This window comes from Streptomyces sp. NPDC002324 (assembly GCF_053593335.1).
The window spans coordinates 263,794-280,040 of sequence record NZ_JBSFCF010000005.1; the positions used below are offsets into that span (position 1 = coordinate 263,794).

General features: G+C 72.0%; 15 protein-coding genes. 12 read left to right on the forward strand and 3 right to left on the reverse strand.

Features of this window, described 5'->3' with window-relative positions; genetic code table 11:
- Positions 1 to 129: 129 nt before the first annotated feature.
- The 5 genes from ACWCRJ_RS10355 (at position 130) to ACWCRJ_RS10375 (ending at position 6,475) form a co-directional block, all read left to right on the forward strand.
- Positions 130 to 3,363, forward strand: coding sequence for an AfsR/SARP family transcriptional regulator (locus ACWCRJ_RS10355; RefSeq protein ID WP_450938862.1), 3,234 nt, complete (start codon positions 130 to 132; stop codon positions 3,361 to 3,363).
- A 218-nt stretch (positions 3,364 to 3,581) separates the two neighbouring features.
- A complete protein-coding gene (locus tag ACWCRJ_RS10360) occupies positions 3,582 to 4,406 on the forward strand; it encodes an AfsR/SARP family transcriptional regulator (protein ID WP_450938863.1) in 825 nt (274 codons plus the stop codon).
- A gap of 117 nt (positions 4,407 to 4,523) precedes the next feature.
- Positions 4,524 to 5,009 carry a nuclear transport factor 2 family protein gene (locus ACWCRJ_RS10365; RefSeq protein WP_450938864.1) on the forward strand — a complete coding sequence of 162 codons (486 nt, stop codon included), beginning with the start codon at positions 4,524 to 4,526 and terminating at the stop codon, positions 5,007 to 5,009.
- Positions 5,006 to 6,094 (forward strand): alkene reductase, encoded by a 1,089-nt coding sequence (locus ACWCRJ_RS10370; RefSeq protein WP_450938865.1) that lies wholly within the window; start codon positions 5,006 to 5,008, stop codon positions 6,092 to 6,094. Before ACWCRJ_RS10365 ends, ACWCRJ_RS10370 begins: the two co-directional genes overlap by 4 nt.
- A gap of 78 nt (positions 6,095 to 6,172) precedes the next feature.
- Positions 6,173 to 6,475 (forward strand): antibiotic biosynthesis monooxygenase family protein, encoded by a 303-nt coding sequence (locus ACWCRJ_RS10375; protein WP_450938866.1) that lies wholly within the window; start codon positions 6,173 to 6,175, stop codon positions 6,473 to 6,475.
- A gap of 66 nt (positions 6,476 to 6,541) precedes the next feature.
- Here the strand turns inward: ACWCRJ_RS10375 and ACWCRJ_RS10380 are convergent, their stop codons facing one another.
- Complete coding sequence (locus ACWCRJ_RS10380; RefSeq protein ID WP_450938867.1) at positions 6,542 to 7,258, reverse strand: SDR family NAD(P)-dependent oxidoreductase; 717 nt, start codon at positions 7,256 to 7,258, stop codon at positions 6,542 to 6,544.
- 205 nt (positions 7,259 to 7,463) lie between these two features.
- Positions 7,464 to 8,369: an MBL fold metallo-hydrolase gene (locus ACWCRJ_RS10385; RefSeq protein ID WP_450938868.1), complete on the reverse strand. Its 906-nt coding sequence runs from the start codon at positions 8,367 to 8,369 to the stop codon at positions 7,464 to 7,466.
- Between the two features lie 130 nt (positions 8,370 to 8,499).
- On the opposite strand from ACWCRJ_RS10385, the gene ACWCRJ_RS10390 reads away from it, so the two are divergent.
- The 7 genes from ACWCRJ_RS10390 to ACWCRJ_RS10420 all read left to right on the forward strand — a co-directional run bounded on the left by ACWCRJ_RS10390 (position 8,500) and on the right by ACWCRJ_RS10420 (position 14,923).
- On the forward strand, positions 8,500 to 9,312 hold the full coding sequence (locus tag ACWCRJ_RS10390) for an AfsR/SARP family transcriptional regulator (protein WP_450938869.1): 813 nt from the start codon (positions 8,500 to 8,502) through the stop codon (positions 9,310 to 9,312).
- Positions 9,313 to 9,325: 13 nt separating this feature from the next.
- Positions 9,326 to 10,492: a phosphotransferase family protein gene (locus ACWCRJ_RS10395; protein WP_450938870.1), complete on the forward strand. Its 1,167-nt coding sequence runs from the start codon at positions 9,326 to 9,328 to the stop codon at positions 10,490 to 10,492.
- Positions 10,479 to 10,997: a flavin reductase family protein gene (locus ACWCRJ_RS10400; RefSeq protein ID WP_450938871.1), complete on the forward strand. Its 519-nt coding sequence runs from the start codon at positions 10,479 to 10,481 to the stop codon at positions 10,995 to 10,997. Before ACWCRJ_RS10395 ends, ACWCRJ_RS10400 begins: the two co-directional genes overlap by 14 nt.
- 68 nt (positions 10,998 to 11,065) lie before the next feature.
- A complete protein-coding gene (locus ACWCRJ_RS10405; RefSeq protein ID WP_450938872.1) occupies positions 11,066 to 12,130 on the forward strand; it encodes an LLM class flavin-dependent oxidoreductase in 1,065 nt (354 codons plus the stop codon).
- A 13-nt stretch (positions 12,131 to 12,143) separates the two neighbouring features.
- Positions 12,144 to 13,103, forward strand: coding sequence for an amino acid ABC transporter permease (locus ACWCRJ_RS10410; protein ID WP_450938873.1), 960 nt, complete (start codon positions 12,144 to 12,146; stop codon positions 13,101 to 13,103).
- Entirely contained in the window at positions 13,100 to 13,849 is a 750-nt protein-coding gene (locus tag ACWCRJ_RS10415) for an amino acid ABC transporter ATP-binding protein (protein WP_450938874.1), read from the forward strand. The genes ACWCRJ_RS10410 and ACWCRJ_RS10415 overlap by 4 nt, the downstream gene beginning before the upstream one ends.
- A 108-nt stretch (positions 13,850 to 13,957) precedes the next feature.
- Positions 13,958 to 14,923, forward strand: coding sequence for an ABC transporter substrate-binding protein (locus tag ACWCRJ_RS10420; RefSeq protein WP_450938875.1), 966 nt, complete (start codon positions 13,958 to 13,960; stop codon positions 14,921 to 14,923).
- A gap of 106 nt (positions 14,924 to 15,029) precedes the next feature.
- Here the strand turns inward: ACWCRJ_RS10420 and ACWCRJ_RS10425 are convergent, their stop codons facing one another.
- Positions 15,030 to 16,073, reverse strand: coding sequence for a ketoacyl-ACP synthase III family protein (locus ACWCRJ_RS10425; protein WP_450938876.1), 1,044 nt, complete (start codon positions 16,071 to 16,073; stop codon positions 15,030 to 15,032).
- Between the last annotated feature and the right edge of the window lie 174 nt (positions 16,074 to 16,247).

Genomic DNA, 16,247 nt, shown 5'->3' on the forward strand with positions numbered 1-16,247 from the left:
CCATATGACACACCGGCTCGCCGGATGTGGCCTGGATCACACGACGGCGGCCCCCTGTGCAAGCACGTTCTACTGTGGCGCTGTGCACGGCTGACCGTGCGCAGGGGGACCGACGGGGCAGGTGTGCACGTGAATGGGGAACACGCTTCGATCTACGACTTCCGAATACTCGGACCCCTGGCGGTCCTCACAGGGGGAAGAGAACTGACCGTTTCGTCCCCCAAGCAGCGGGTGCTTCTCGCGTCCCTGCTGCTGCGGGCCGACCGGGTGGTCACGTCCGACGAACTCATCCGCAGGCTCTGGGACGACCAGCCGCCACGAGACACCCGCGCCGCGCTGCACGTCCACACCACCCGGCTGAGGGCACTGCTGCGTGCCGCACTGGACCTCGGCGACCCTCCGGTCATCGAGACCCACCCGGGCGGCTACCGGCTCGCGATGGATCCGGCCGCCCTCGACCTCACCCGTTACCGGCAGGCGTCCGACGAGGCCCGCCACGCCCGCGGCCGGGGGGACAGCGCCCGGGAACTGGCCGCCCTGGAACGAGCGCTCGCCGAATGGCGCGGTGACCCCTTCGAGACCGTGCCCTCCGCCTCGCTCCAGACCGAGGCCGTACCGCAGCTCGCGGAGGAACGCCTCACCCTCGTCGAACGGCGCTTCGCGCTCCTCCTCGACCTCGGCGGCAGCGCCGACATCATCCCGCAGCTGCGCGCACTGGCAGCCGAACACCCGGTACGGGAACGGCTCCGCGAGTACCTGATGCGGGCTCTGCACCGCACCGGACAGGTCGCCGCGGCGCTGGAGGAGTACCGCGACTACTACCGGATGCTCGACCGTGAACTCGGACTCCCTCCGGGGCAGGAACTCCAGGAGCTGCACCGGCAGCTGCTGGCCGAGACCGGTGAACTCCACACCCCTCAGGCCGGACCCTCGGGCCGTCGCACGTACGCGGTCCGTGAGGTACACCGGACCGCCGGGGTGCAGCCCACCAACCCCAGCGCGCCGTGGGTGGTACAGCGCCAGCTCCCGCCCGAGGCAACCCACTTCGTCGGCCGGGAGGAACTGCTGGAGGAGGTCGTCGCCGCGCTCACGCCACGCCAGCGCGCGGCCGTACCGCTGGTCAGCCTCGTCGGCCCACCCGGCGTCGGCAAGACCGCGCTCGCGTTGCGGGCCGCGCACCGGCTCAGCCCGGCCTACCCCGACGGGCAGTGGTACATCCGCCTCCACGACGCCTGCGGCGGAGCCCGGCCCGTGCACGACATCATCGCCGAGCTGCTGCACGCCTCCGGCGCCGACGTCTCCGTACTGCCCACCGAACGGCACCAGCTCACCGGCGTGCTCCGCAGCAGGCTCGCCGACCGGCGCGTACTCATCGTCATCGACGACGTCAACACCAGTGAGCAGGTCCCCGACCTGCTGCCGGGTTCTCCGAGCTGCGCCGTGCTCGCCCTGCACCGCGAGTACCGGCCCGACCTCGTCGCCGTGTACGGCGCACGCAGCTTCACCCTCGACCTGTTGTCACAGAAGGAAGGCGAGCAGGTGCTGACCGCCGTTCTCGGCAGGGCCCCGGAGACCCTGTGCGCCACGGCCGTCACCGAACTCGTCGAACTGTGCGGCCGGCTTCCGCTCGCCCTGCGCATCGCCGCCGGACACCTGGCCGGACGGCCCTGGCGCTCCGTCGAGTCCTTCGCCGAGGCGCTGCGCGAGGGCGACCCGCTGGAACTCCTCGCCCTCGGCGACAGCCCGTCGACCGCCGTACGGGCCGCTTTCGGAGTCGCCTACGAGTCGTTGCCCGCGCTGTCCCGACGGTTCTTCCGACTGCTCGGCGTCGTCGGCGACATGGCCTTCACCGCCCTTACCGCCGCCCAACTCGCCGACTGCGAGCCCCAGGTGGCCGACCAACTCCTCGACAAGCTCGCGGCGGCCCAACTCATCGAGGTCTCGTCGCAGGACACCTACCGCTTCCACAGTCTCATCGCCCTGTACGCGGCCGAGCGGAGCATCGAGGAGGACGGTCCCGCCGACCGGAGGCAGGCCCTGAACCGGCTGTGCCGCTGGTACCTGCGCCGCACCGACGAGGCCGTGCGGTCCTGCTACCCGGGCTTCCTGCGGGTGTTCCGGCCCGACCCGCACGGCCCGGGCGTCGAGGTCGAACCCCGGGCCGCGCAGGAGTGGCTGCGCGTCGAGCAGTCCAACCTCGTGGCCCTGGTCGTCCGTGCCGCCGACGAGCACCTGGACGAGGTCTGCGTCCGCCTCGTGGACATGCTCCGCGGCTACTTCACCCTCGGCCGGCTCCAGACCGACTGGCTCACCATCGCCCAGGCCGGGTTGCGCGCCGCGCGCTCGCTCGGCGACCAGCGGGTCACCGCCGTGATGCGGCTCAGCGTCGGACTCGCGCTGCAGGGTCTCAACCGGCTCCCGGACGCTGCCCGCGAACTGCGCGTCGCGCACCGGGAGTTCATCCGGCTCGGCGTGCGCGACTTCGAGGCCGTCACCGTCAACGCCATCGCGATGAACCAGCTCCAGCGACCCACCAAGCACATAGACAGCGCCGTCACCCTGCTGGAACGCGGCCTGGAGATCAGCCGGCATCTGGAGCTGCGGCATGTCGAGGCCCGCGGCCTGATGTATCTGGGCATGGCCCGGCACAGCCAGGGGCGGCTGCACGTGGCCGAGGCCCATTTCAGCCGCGCCGCCGCGATCCTCGACGAGGACGGCGTCCAGCGCTCCCGCCCCGAGGTGCTGGCCCGGCTCGGTGCCGTCCACGCCGACCTGCGCGAATGGGACGCGGCCATGGACAACCTCAGCCTCGCGCTGTCGCTCAGCAAGGAGTTCAACGCGCCCCACTCGACTGTTCTCGCCTCCTACGGGCTCGCCCAGGTCTACGCCTGCAACAGCTATGTCGACCTCGCTTACCAGCACGCCGAGAGCGCCGTCGTCATCGCCCGCGACCACGGCTATGTCGCCCTGGAGGCCAACGCCCGCAACACCCTCGGCGGGCTGCACATCATCCGGGGCAGATCCGCCGACGCCCGCGAGGAGTTCACCCGCACTCTCGCCATCGCCGAACGCATCGGTCACCCCCAGTCCGAGGCCCACGCCCTCATCGGCCTCGGACGGCTCGAACTGGCGGGGGGCCGGCCTGCCGAGGCCTACCAGCTCGGCGCGCGCGCCGTCACCGTCGCCGACGGATCCGGGCTGCTCCTCCTGCGTGCCCAGGCCGAGGAGCTGTGCCGACGCACCGGCAACACGCCCGGCCGGGAACACCCGAAGTCCGCGGAAAGGCTCGCGGACCGCAGCGGCACGGACCTGCCCGAGGTGTCCGGCAGCCTTCACGCACTGTTCCCGGAATGCAGTGCGTGACGGTGGCGGGAGCAGTGACGGGGGCGCCCTTCGCCGAGGGCGCCCCTGAGCGTTCCGGGACGCTTCGTCGACGCCGTGTTGCGGCTGCGTGACGGCCGTGCCCCACGACGGCGCGTGCGGGGAGAGGCCCGCCGGGCTGAAAGGCCGCCGAAAGTGAGGTGCAAGATCCAGCGGCCACGATGGTGCCCGTAGCCCATCAAGCCAGCCCTGGAGGCGAGATGTACGCACGAATCCTCGGCACGCTCACCCTCACCGACGGCCTGCGCACCGTCACCCCGCGGGCCCCGAAGCAGCGTCAGCTGCTGAGCCTGCTGCTGTTGCACGCCGGGCAGGTCGTCACCGTGGACGAATGCGTGGACGAGCTGTGGGCGGACTCGCCGCCGCTGAGCGCCCACTCCACACTCCAGACGTACGTGATGCAGATACGCAAGACCCTCAGAAGCGCCGCCACCGTCACCGGCGCCCCCGCGGAGATGTACCTGGAGACCCGTGACCGCGGCTACCTCCTCGCCGTCGGCGCCGGTCAGCTGGACCTGCACCAGTTCGAGAAGCTCGTCGAGCAGGCCTCCCTCGCCCGCATCGTCGGCGACCACACCCGGGAGTCGGAACTGCTGCACCGGGCCCTCGGACTGTGGCCGGGCAAGGCGCTCGCCGACGTGACCTGCGGACCGCTGCTGCGCACCCGGCTCAGTGGACTGCGCGAGACACGGCTGGGCGTCCTCGAACAGCGCATCGACGCCGACCTGAGGATCGGCCGCCACCACCGGCTCATCGGCGAACTCCGCGTGCTCACCCGTCAGTACCCCACATACGAGAATCTGCATGCCCAGCTGATGATCGCCCTCTCCCGCTCCGGGCGCACCGCCGACGCCCTGGAGGTGTTCGCCGGGCTCCGCCGCACCTTCAGCACCGAACTCGGCCTGGAGCCCTCGGCCCGGGTCCGGGACCTGCACGCCGATCTGCTCAACTCCGTGCCGGTGGGGGAGTCCGTGTACCTGCCGGGGCCGGACAGCACATCCGTACCGCTGCGCACGGCCGGCTGACCTCCGGGGCCGGCCCGTACGCGTGGAGCCGGACTCCACGCCTGCTCCACCGGAACCGGCGAAGGTGGGCCGGACCCCGGCGCTCGACAGGCGCCCACGAAGCACAGGAGGAAGACCGTGACACGGACCGCACCTCCGGACACCCACACCGTGTCCGACCTGGACTACGCGGCCATCACCCAGTTCTACGCCGGGCACGCGCACCTGCTGGACGCGGGCCGGGCGGAGGAATGGGCCGAGCAGTTCACCGAGGACGGCACGTTCGCCCAGAACGTCAAGCCCGGCGTCAAGCGCGGCCGTGCGGACATCGCCGCCGGCATGCGCAAGGGCATCGACGCGCTCGCCGCTCGCGGTCTGACCCGCCGCCACTGGTTCGGCATGATCGCCGCCGAGCCCGTCGAGCCCGGCGTCGTGCGCACCCGCTACTACGCCGTCGTGTTCGAGACCCCGAAGGGCGGCGAACCCCGGCTGTACCTGAGCACGACCGCCGAGGACGTCCTGGAGCGCCGTGCCGGGACATGGTTCGTCCGCAGCCGCTACATCAGCCACGACGGCGCCGAGACGATCACCGGACGCGAAGCCGTCGCCGGGGCCGGGGCATGAGCGGCCTGTTCGACCCGACCCCGTTCGGCGGCCTCACCCTGCCGAACCGGATCGTCATGTCCCCGATGGGCCGCGGCCGGACCACCGCCGACGGCACACCGCTGCCGGTCATGGCCGAGTACTACGCGCAGCGCGCCGCCGCCGGGCTCATCATCAGCGAGGCGACCCACCCGAGCCCCCTGGCCGTCGGCCACGCCCACAGCGTCCGGCTGCACACCGCCGAACAGACCCGCGCCTGGGCCCGGATCGTCGACGCCGTGCACGCCGCTGGCGGGCGGATGTACCTCCAGATCATGCACGCGGGCCGGGTCAGCCACCCCGACCTGCACGGCGAGACCCCCGTGGCGCCGTCCGCCGTCCGGGCCGAGGGGATCGCCCGGGTCTTCACCGGCAAGCCGGCCTACCCGATACCGCGCCCCCTGAACCGGGACGAGATCGCCGCCACGATCCAGGACTTCGTGCGCTGCGCCCGCACCGCCACCGGCATCGGCTTCGACGGTGTCGAGATCCACGGCGCCAACGGCTATCTGCTGCACCAGTTCCTGTCGCCGGTGACCAACACACGCGAGGACGAGTACGGCGGCGACGCCGAGGGCCGCATCCGGTTCCCCGTCGAGGTCGCCCGGGCCGTCGCCGCGGAGATCGGGGCGGAACGCACCGGCATCCGGCTCTCCCCGGGGTTCCCGCTCAACGACATGTCCGAGCCGGACCGGACCGAGGTCTACCCGGTGCTTGTGGACGCGCTCGCCGCACTCGGCCTCGGCCATGTCCACTTCGTCGCGGGCAGCGATCCGGCCCTCGTCCACGAGCTGAGCCGACGCTGGCCGCGCACCGCCGTCGTCAACGCGGGCACCGGACCGCTCGACACCGACGGCACACTCGCCGCCGCCGGCGAAGCCCTCGCCCAGGGCGCCGGCCTCCTGTCCTTCGGCCGCCAGTTCCTCGCCAACCCCGACCTGCCCGAGCGGTTGCGCACCCGCGCCCCGCTCAACGCCTGGAACCCGCGCTTCTTCTACGAGGGCGGCGGCCAGGGCTACACCGACTATCCGGCCCTCGCCGCCGCCGGCGCGAGCACCGCCGGCTGACCGAAGCCCGCCGTACAGGCCCGCGCCGCCGGGTACTCACGACCACCCGCGCACGAACATCCACCCGAGGAGACCACCATGGCCGTCGTGTTCGTCAACAAGCTCACCCTGATCGGCGACGCCGAGGAGTTCGAGAACCGCTACGAGGCCGTCGGAGCCTTCATGGAGACCCAGCCGGGCCTCGTCCGTTACTCCCTCGTACGGTCCACCAAGGACGACTCCGTGTACTTCAACATCGCCGAGTGGGATGACGAGGACACCTTCCGCAAGGCTCTCGCGGAGCCGGAGTTCCGCCGCCGGCTCGACGCGCTCACCGGGCTCATCAAGGGCGAGCCGCACCTGAGCCTGCCGGTGCGACAGGGCCAGGCCGCCCAGGTCTGAACCGGAGAGGATCGCGGGCCGGCACATACATCACGCGTCGGCCCGCGATCGCCCGAGGGGACGCGCTCAGCGCACGCCACCGTCGACGCGCAGCACCTGGCCATTGATGTAACTGCTCTCCGGCGAGGCCAGGAAGAGCACGGCCCGGGCCACCTCGTCGCCCGTACCGGGACGTCCGGCCGCGAGGGACGGGGCGAGCTTCGGCCACAGCGTCTCGTTGCCGATGAGCGCCTTGCCCATGCCGGAGTCGATGTAGCCCGGCGCCACGCAGTTCACGGTCACCCCGTCCGCGGCCAGCTCCAGCGCGGCGACGGCGGTGAACGCCTCGACCGCGGCCTTCGACGCGCAGTACGCCGCGGCGCCCGGCATGGCACGCGAACCCAGGAGGGAGGACATGGTGACGATCCGGCCGCCCGGGGCCTCACGCACGTACGGCACCGCCGCCCGCACGGTGTGGAACACGCCGTGCAGATTGGTGTCGACCACCTCGTTCCAGTGCCGCACGGACAGCGCGGCGACCGGACCCGGGCGGCTCAGGCCCGCGTTCGCCACCACGATGTGCGGACCCCCGTACCGTTCGTGGACCGTGTCCATCAGCGCCGCCACCGAGTCCGGTGCGGTCACGTCCGCCTTCAGGGCGATCAGCCCGTCACCCGGGTCGTCCGGGACCTCCCGTGCGGCCACCACGACGGTGGCTCCCGCATCGGTGAGCGCGAGCGCCACGTCCCGGCCGAGTCCCCGGGTCCCCCCGGTGACGACGGCGGTCCTGCCACGCAGATCCATCTCTCCTCCACAGCATCGGCTTCGGGACTTCGCCGAGCGTGCGCGGCACGGCTCGCGCCTCGGCGGAGGAGGACTGGAGACTCCCCGGTGCGAGGACACGCCCCGGGGAGTGGTCCAGCGCACCTGGAGTCCCGCTCCACCGGGCGCCGGAACGCTGCGGGGCATGGACACCTCGGTACCGCGGAGCCCGCGGCCCTGCCGTCCGTCAGGCCGGGCTGCGCAGGGGACGGCCGCCGTTGAAGGCGACCATCTCGCGCATCGCCGGCGCCGACTCGATACGGGCGCCGGGCGCACCGCCGCCCGCCTCGTGGTAGGCGCGGTGGAGGTTGCCGACCAGCCGCTCCCGGTCCAGCAGGGTGGCGAACGCGCCCTCGTCGGCGCGGGTCGCCGTTTCCAGGGGGCTCAGCCCGTCTGCGAGACCCCGCTCGGCGAGCTCCGCGACCCAGCGCAGGTAGTCCTCGGTGAACGTGAGCAACTCGGGTCCGCCGACGGGGCCGTGCCCCGCGACGACGACCAGCGGGTCGAGCTCCCGCAGCCGCGCGAGCGCCGCGAGGGACCCGGAGAGCGAACCCATCAGCACGAAAGGCGCGGCCCCGGAGAACACCAGGTCGCCGGCGAACAGCACCCGCCGCTCGGGCAGCCACACCACCAGGTCGTCCGAGGTGTGTGCCACACCGGGATGGATCAGCCGCGCGGTGATGTCGCCGAGGCGCAGGCCGGCACCCTCGCGCACGGTCAGCGTCGGCAGCACGGTCGGGGTGTGACCCCACTCGACCCGCGGCCACATCGACTGCAACGCCGTGCCCTTGCGCACCAGTTCGGCGGGACCCGCCTCATGGCTGACCAGCAGCGTGTGCGCGCCGGAGAACACATGGTTGCCGAAGGTGTGGTCGCCGTGGTGGTGGGTGCTCACCACGATCCGGCGCGGGCCCGGCGCCAACGCGTCCACAGCCTCCCGCAGCGCGAGTGCCCGCTTCTCGGTGGCCGCCGTGTCGACGACGAGGACCGTGTCTCCGCCCACGACGATCCCGGCGTTGTTCACACACCAGCCGACCGGTTCCTGCACATACGCGTGCACCCCGTCGGCCACCGTCACCACAGTCCCCGGCATGACCCCTCCACCTGTTCCGCACAACCTCGGCTCCGTGCCCGTCCATTGGGCCGACACCCGGTGGAGCGCCGCTGGAAGGACCACGGAAGCCGCACCTGGACCACCGCTCCAGGCGAAGAGAGGACCCACGATGGAATTCGGCGTGCTCGGGGGGCTGTCCGTCGAGGACAGCGATGGCCGCCATCTGCCCACCGCGCCCAAGCAGCGCCAGCTGCTCGGACTGTTGCTGCTCCACGCGGGCGAGGTCATGCCCGCCCACACCTGTGTGACCGAGATCTGGGGCGAGCATCCGCCGCCCAGCGCGGCCACCACCCTGCAGACGTACGTGATGCACCTGCGCCGACTGCTGGCCCGCATGCCGTCCGTCGGCTCCCGCGAGGTGGCCCGTGAGCGGCTCAGGACGACCGGACAGGGCTATCTCATGGTCGTCGAGCCCGAGGAGCTGGATCTGCTCAGGTTCGAGCGGCTCGTCGAGCAGGCGGGCCGGGCCACCGGCGACGACGCCACCGTGGAGCGGCTGCTGCGCGGCGCGCTCGCTCTGTGGAGTCGGCCCGTCCTCGCCGACGTGCGCACCGGACCGGTGCTCCGGTCCGCCGTCACCCACTGGGAGCGGCGCCGTCTGGAGGTCCACGAGATGTACCTCGATGTGCGCCTCCGCCTCGGACGCCCTCGTGACGTGCTCGCCGAACTCGCCGTCCTCACCCGCCGCCACCCCACCCACGAAGCCCTGCACGCCCGGTACATGACCGCGCTCCACCAGACCGGCCGGGCCGGTGACGCGCTCGATGTCGCGTCCCGGCTCACCAGTCGGCTCGCCCGAGACCTCGGCGTCGCGCCGGGCCCCGTGATCGGGCGGCTGCAGGCCGCGATCCGGCGCGGCGGCAGCGTCGTCGTCCCCCTTCCGCTCGTCCCACCGTCCGTGCCCGGCCGGCGCCGGCCGTAAGGAGACCCATCCCGTGCCCGTACCTCTGCAACGCGACCCCGACCTGACCCGCGCCGTCCTCACCCACTGGTTCGGCACCCGTTCCGCCGAGATCGGTGCGGTCGAGCTCGGACCCGTCACCGTGCCGAAGGATGCCGGATTCTCCGGTGAGATCCTGCTGTTCGACGCCGAGTGGACCGAGGGCGGCATCTCCCGGCGGCGGCCGCTCGCGGTCCGGGTCGCCCCGACCGGGCACCGGGTCTTTCCCGAGGACTTCTGGGGTGGCCAGGTACGGCTGCTGAAGCTGCTCGGCGACACCGGCCTGCCCGTACCGCCGGTGCTGTGGGACGAGCCGTCCGCCGAGTACCTGGGCGCGCCGTTCCTCGTCATGGAACGCGTCGACGGGCAGGTGCCCGCCGATCTGCCCTCCTATCACCGGCAGGGCTGGCTGACCCGGCTGTCGCCCGCCGACCGGGCCGCCGTGTGGAACGGGGGAGTGGACGCGCTCGCCGCCGTCCACCGCCTCGACCCGAAGGAGGCCGGGGCCGACTTTCTCGACCGGCCCGAGTTCGGCCCCACCGGCCCGGCGCAACTGCTGCGGCACTTCACGCATCACCTGGACTTCTACGGGGTCGCCGACGACAACACGACCGCGGCCGACGCTCTCCACCGGCTGCGCGCCCACGTACCCGACGACCAGGGACCGGCGTCGCTGCTCTGGGGAGACGCCCGGATCGGCAACATCGTCTACGCCGGGACGCGGCCCGCCGCGCTGCTCGACTGGGAGATGGCCGCGCTGGGGCCCGCCGAGACCGACCTTGCCTGGTACCTGCACATGGACCGGCACCTCAGCGAGGGCATCGGCGTGCCCCGGCTCGCCGGGCTGCCCGGCCGGGCCGAGACCGTGGCCCGCTGGGAGGAGCGCGTCGGGCGCACCGCGCGCGACCTTCCGTACTACGAGCTGTTCGCGGCGTACCGGTTCTGCGTCGTCACCGCGCGTGTGGCCCGGCTGCTCGACGAAAGCGGCATCCTGCCCCCCGGCACCGACTTCCCCCTGCACCGCAACGCGACGGCGCTGCTGGCGAAGGTGCTGGACGAGAACAGCCGGAACTCCCCTCCAGAGGGTATGGACCCGCCCTCCAGCGCCCTTCGAAAGCCTGAGCGGGCAAGGGAGGAGCTACAGACCCATGGCGATCGATGACGAACTGTTCCGCTCGATGTTCAGCGCGCACCCGGCCGCGGTCTGTGTCGTCACCGCCGCGGGCCCCGACGGCCGGCCGAGCGGTCTGACGACCAGCGCCGTCACCTCCGTGTCGATGGACCCGCCGTTGCTGCTCGTGTGTGTGGGCACCGGGTCGCGGACCCTCGCCGCCATCCGGCACTCGGGCGGCTTCGCGGTCAACTTCCTCGCCGTGCACAACGAACGGCTCTCGGAGCGCTTCGCCGGCAAGAGCACCCAGAAGTTCACCGGCCTCGACTGGCGGCCCTCGGGGCGGGCCGCGCAGGCCCCACTCCTGCCCGCGCACCACCTCAGCGCCGCCGCCGAGTGCCTCGTGCACCAGGAGGTACCGGCCGGCGACCACAGTGTGTTCCTGGGCCGGATCGAGGGCGCTGTCGTGCACGGCCGTGCGCCGATGCTCTACCACGAACGCGACTACATCCATCTGCCCGTACCGGCCCTGTCCGGGACCGCGACGGCCGACTAGCCGGCAGCCGCCGCCTCGCGGCCGCGTCGCACGCACCGTCCGTCCAGCCATCACACCGAGGGGACCCCATGAAGTTCGGCATCAACCTCTTCCCCACCGTGGGACCTGCGGAGAAGTCCGCCGGACAGCACTTCGAGGAGTCGCTTCGGCTGGCCGAACTCGCCGACGAACTGGGCTTCCACCATGTCAAGACCGTCGAGCACTACTTCCACGAGTACGGCGGCTACAGCCCGGACCCGGTGACCTTCCTCGCCGCCGCGGCGGCCCGCACCCGCCGGGTCCGCCTCGTCACCGGCGCCGTACTGCCCGTCTTCACGCACCCGCTGAAGCTGGCCGGCAAGCTCGCCATGCTCGACAACATCTCCCAGGGCCGCCTGGACGTCGGCTTCGGACGGGCTTTCCTGCCCGACGAGTTCACCGCGTTCGAGATCTCGATGGACGAGAGCCGGGCCCGCTTCGACGAGGGCGTCGAGGCGGTCCGCCGGCTCTGGGCGGAGGAGGACGTCGTCTGGGAGGGCACCTTCCACCGCTTCGGCCCGGTCACCATGCTTCCGCGCCCCTGGCAGCGCCCGCATCCGCGGATCCTCGTCGCCACCGCGAAGACGCCCGCGTCCGCGGAGGCGGCGGCCCGCGCCGGACACGGCGTGATGCTCGTCCCTTCCATCAACCCCCGCGAACAGGTGCAGAAGACGCTTGCCCTGTACCGCGACGCCGCCTCCGCCGCGGGCTTCAAGCCCACCGAGGAGGACATCCACATGAGCTACAACTGCTACCTCGCCGAGGACGGCCAGGAGGCCCGCGAGAAGGGCGGACAGGCCTCCGAGCGGGCCAACCGGGCACTCGCGTCCGCAGTGTCCGCGTGGCGCGAGACCCGCAGTACCGACTACCCCGGATACGAGAAGATCGTCGAGAAGGCGGGCCGCGGCGACTTCGACCGCGCGGTCGCCGAACGCAAGGCACTGGTCGGCACTCGCGACGAAGTACGGGCCGCGATCGACGACATCCGCGGCTGGTTCGGGGACTTCACCATCAGCCTCCAGGTCATCTCCGGTGCCATGCCCTTCGAGGAGTCGGCCCGCACCATGCGCCTGTTCGCCGAGCACATCCTGCCGCACTACGCGGCGAACGACTGAGGACGGACCGCCGATGGTTTCCTTGCGCACCGAGCGAGGCCGCACGGGCCCGGGCGACGGCACCGGCGGCCAGGACCGTACGTCCCGGGCCCGCCGGCTCCGTTCGGACGGAACCGGCGGGCCGGGCCGGAGGACGGTGGACGGGGCGGACGCGGCGTTCGCACGGCCTCGCCCCCGCCCGCTGCGCTGGGTGGCCGCAGCGGCGGGCCTGGTCCTGTTGGCGATGGCCCTCAACGCCCTGATCACCAATGACGCGTTCCGCTGGGACGTCGTCGCCAAGTACCTTTCCGCGGACTCGGTGCTCGCCGGACTCGGCACCACGCTGTGGCTGACGGCGATCGCCTTCACCGGCGGCTTCGTGCTCGGCACCGCGCTCGCCGTGATGCGGCTGTCCCGCAATCCGATCCTCGTGACGCTGAGCTTCGGCTACACCTGGCTGTTCCGTTCCGTTCCGATGCTCGTGCAACTGCTGTTCTGGTACAACATCTCGCTGCTCTACCCCGAGCTGTCCCTCGGCATCCCGTTCGGGCCCGCGTTCACCGAGTTCTCCACCGAGCGGATGATCAGCGGCCTCACCGCCGCCGTCATCGGGCTGGTCCTGCACGAGGCCGGACAGCTCGCCGAGATCGTCCGGGCCGGCATCCTGTCCGTCGGACGCGACCAGACCGAGGCCGCGGAGGCCCTCGGCCTCGGCGGCTGGCGGACCTTCCGCCGCATCGTGCTGCCGCAGGCCATGCCCGCGATCCTGCCGCCCGCCGGCAGTCAGATCATCGGCCTGCTGAAGGGCACGTCCATCGTCAGCGTCATCGCCGTGCAGGACCTGCTCTACGCGACCCAGCTGATCTACAACCGCAACTACCTGGTCATCCCGCTGCTCCTGGTGGCCACGCTCTGGTACCTGCTGCTGACCACGCTGCTCAGCGTCGTCCAGCACTTCGTCGAACGACGCTACGCCACGGGGGACCGAAAGTGATCGAGGCAGTCGGTGTCCACAAGTCGTTCGGCGGGCCGACCGTACTGGACGACGTCTCGCTCACCGTCCCGGAGTCCACCGTCACCTGTGTCATCGGCCCTTCGGGATCGGGCAAGAGCACCCTGCTGCGGTGCGTCAACCGGCTGGAGCGCATCGACGCGGGACGCATCGTCGTCGACGGCGAACTCGTCGGCCACGAGTGGCGAGGCGACCGCCTCTACGAGCGCCCCCGCCGCGCGGTCGCCCGGCAACGGACCCGTACCGGCATGGTCTTCCAGAACTTCCGGCTCTTCCCGCACATGACGGTCCTCGGCAATGTCACCGAGGCACCGCGCGCCCTGCTCGGGCTGCGGCGCGCCGCGGCCGAGGAACGGGCCCGCGACCTGCTCGCCAGGGTCGGCCTCGCGGGTAAGGAGACCTCCCGTCCGCATCAGCTCTCCGGGGGCGAGCAGCAGCGGGCCGCGATCGCCCGAGCCCTCGCCATGGAACCGAGGGCGATGCTCTTCGACGAGCCGACCAGCGCGCTCGACCCCGAACTCACCCAGGAGGTGCTGACCGTGATCCGGGAACTCGCCGACGGCGGGATGACGATGGTCGTCGTCACGCATGAGATGCGGTTCGCCCGGGAGATCGCCGACCAGGTCGTCTTCATGGACAACGGCAGGGTGGTCGAGACGGGCCCGCCGGACGAGGTCTTCGACGCCCCGCACAACGACCGCACGGTCCGCTTCCTGGCCCGCGGCTGACGCGGAGAGTCGCGCCGACGCCCGCGATCGACGGGAGGCCGTGCCCGGTTCCCGCCTCTCACCGTGCCCCCGCCCCGCAACAGAGCCCAGTACCGTCGAGGAGACCCCATGTCCCGAACCCCGACCGCGCGCCCCACGGGCGTGCGCGGACATCGCCCGCGCACCACTCAGGCTCTCGCCACGGCAACCCTCTTCACCTTGCTCCTCGCGGCCTGTGGCTCCGGTACGGAGGAGATCCCCGAGGACACCCGGGCCGCCGACCTGGGGCGCGAGGACGTCGTCTCCGCGGTCCACGAGGAATCCGCCATCTCCGCCGCGCTGCCCGCGAAGCTGCGCGAGTCGGGGGTGCTGCGCATCGGATCCGGCATCGGCGTGCCCCCCGTCGCGTTCAGCCCCGAGGACGGCGGCCCGCCACGCGGCATCGACATCGACGTCTCCGAGGCCGTGGCCCGCGTCCTCGGACTGAAGGTGGAGCGCAAGCACGTCAGCGGCGCCTCCCTCATCACCGGCCTGAACGCCGGCCGCTACGAACTCGGCACCGCGAACCTCGCCGTGACCGAGGAACGCAAGCAGGTGCTCGACTTCGTTCTCTACGTCACCGACGGCACCGGCTTCGCCGTGCGGGACGGCAGCGAGCTGAAGAAGGTCGACGACCTCGGTCGGCTCTGCGGACTGCGCGTCGGCACCGGCACGGGGACGACGTTCGAGGCGGACCTGGAGGCGGCGAGCAAAAAATGCGCGGCCGACGACAAGGAGCCGATCGAGATCAACACCTACCCGGACGCGGCCGCGCACTTCCTCGCGCTGCGCCAGGGCCGGGTGGACGTCCTGATGACGACGGCCAGCGTGCTGCGCTACGCGGCCACCCAGCAGCCGGACCTGCGCTACCTCAACGAGATCGAACGCAAGAACATCGGTCTCGCCGTCAAGAAGGGCTCCCCGCTCGCCGAGCCCTTGAAGAAGGCGGTGAACCAGCTCATCGAGGACGGCACGTACGCGAAGATCCTCAAGAAGTGGCAGCTGGAGCCGGCGGCCGTCGAGAAGTCGGTCGTCAACCCGCCGGCACAGCCCTGACCCGGCGACAGGGACACGAGGGCAGAAGAGGACAAGGGGCGGGCCGCCGCGGACCGGCGGCCCGCCCCGACCCGCTCGGCGAGCATGTGCCACCGGCGCGGCGCGGTCATCCGGATCCCGTCTCTCCCGCGCCCGTACCCGTGAACTCCACAATCGCGCAGCTCCAGGTGAACCCGGCGCCCACCCCGAACAGCAGGCCCAGTTCACCGGCGCGCGCCCGGCCCGACCCGGCGAGGAACGCGAGACCCGCGAACTGGTCGCCGGCTCCGAGGTGGCCGACCGAGCGGCCCCACCGCCAGGTGGTCCGCTCCTCCTCGATGCTCCAGCGACGCAGGAACGTGGAGTTCAGCCGGCCGCGTCCGAAGTTCGGGAGCACGAACCAGGAGAGGTCGGCGAGCGTGCAGTCCGCCTCGGCGAGCGCCCGCTTCAGCGTCTCGTCCTGCCCGGCCGTGATCCGGGCGACGCTGTACGACCGCCCCGTGTCCTCGATGAACGCCCGCTGCAGCAGCCCCAGATCGATGGGCTGCCGGACGGCGAACGGCACCGGCGAGAACGGGTCCCGCCCCCTGTGCATCTGTTCGAGATCGGCGTCCGACACGGTCACGAGACTGCGCAGCCGCGCGAAACCCCCGCGCCCCCGGGCGAGGACGAGCGCGGTACCAGCGTCCCCGTACACGGTGCCGGGGTCGCTGCGCCAGCGGTCGAAGCCGGGGTCTGTGAATACGTCGCCCGTGGTCAGCAGCCCGGCCGTGGGGCCGGGCGCGCCGGTGAGGTAGCCGGACGCGAGTTCCAGCGCGGCCATGCCCCCGTTGGAGAGCTGCTTGATCTCGATCGCGGGGCACCGGTTGCCGAGCGCGTATCGCTGGATGTACGAGGCGGGGGCCCACAGATCGTGCCCCTGGTGCTGCACGGTCGCGTGCAGCACCAGATCGATGTCGGTGGGATGTGTACCGGTACGCTCCAGCACCTGCCGCGCCGCGCCCACCGCGAGTTCGGGCGCGGACGAGCCCGTCGACACCGCCACGGAGTCGATCCCGCTGCGCGTCGCGGTGCGCTCGTCGCACCGCCCGTCCCGCAGCGCCTCCGCCACGGTGGTCCTGCCCTCCAGGTGCACGGCGGCCCCGGCGATGTACAGGTCCTCGAACCTCATGTCCCGATGCCCTTTCACCGGCCGTCAGGGGAAACACGCAGGACACCGACGGCCGCCGGTCCGGGTGGTACCCGGCCCGGCGGCCTTCGTTCCGCCCGCGGCGCACCGGGGCGACGGGTCGCGTGCCTCCGGCTGGGGACCACACTCCGGCCGGCCGGTGGACGAGCGGTCCAG

Excerpts from the sequence above, each read along its gene's own strand:
- ACWCRJ_RS10360 (WP_450938863.1), top strand. The coding sequence starts at position 3,582 with ATGTACGCACGAATCCTCGGCACGCTCACCCTCACCGACGGCCTGCGC.
- ACWCRJ_RS10370 (WP_450938865.1), top strand. The coding sequence starts at position 5,006 with ATGAGCGGCCTGTTCGACCCGACCCCGTTCGGCGGCCTCACCCTGCCG.
- ACWCRJ_RS10375 (WP_450938866.1), top strand. The coding sequence starts at position 6,173 with ATGGCCGTCGTGTTCGTCAACAAGCTCACCCTGATCGGCGACGCCGAG.
- ACWCRJ_RS10380 (WP_450938867.1), bottom strand. The coding sequence starts at position 7,258 with ATGGATCTGCGTGGCAGGACCGCCGTCGTCACCGGGGGGACCCGGGGA.
- ACWCRJ_RS10385 (WP_450938868.1), bottom strand. The coding sequence starts at position 8,369 with ATGCCGGGGACTGTGGTGACGGTGGCCGACGGGGTGCACGCGTATGTG.
- ACWCRJ_RS10390 (WP_450938869.1), top strand. The coding sequence starts at position 8,500 with ATGGAATTCGGCGTGCTCGGGGGGCTGTCCGTCGAGGACAGCGATGGC.
- ACWCRJ_RS10400 (WP_450938871.1), top strand. The coding sequence starts at position 10,479 with ATGGCGATCGATGACGAACTGTTCCGCTCGATGTTCAGCGCGCACCCG.
- ACWCRJ_RS10405 (WP_450938872.1), top strand. The coding sequence starts at position 11,066 with ATGAAGTTCGGCATCAACCTCTTCCCCACCGTGGGACCTGCGGAGAAG.
- ACWCRJ_RS10410 (WP_450938873.1), top strand. The coding sequence starts at position 12,144 with ATGGTTTCCTTGCGCACCGAGCGAGGCCGCACGGGCCCGGGCGACGGC.
- ACWCRJ_RS10420 (WP_450938875.1), top strand. The coding sequence starts at position 13,958 with ATGTCCCGAACCCCGACCGCGCGCCCCACGGGCGTGCGCGGACATCGC.
- ACWCRJ_RS10425 (WP_450938876.1), bottom strand. The coding sequence starts at position 16,073 with ATGAGGTTCGAGGACCTGTACATCGCCGGGGCCGCCGTGCACCTGGAG.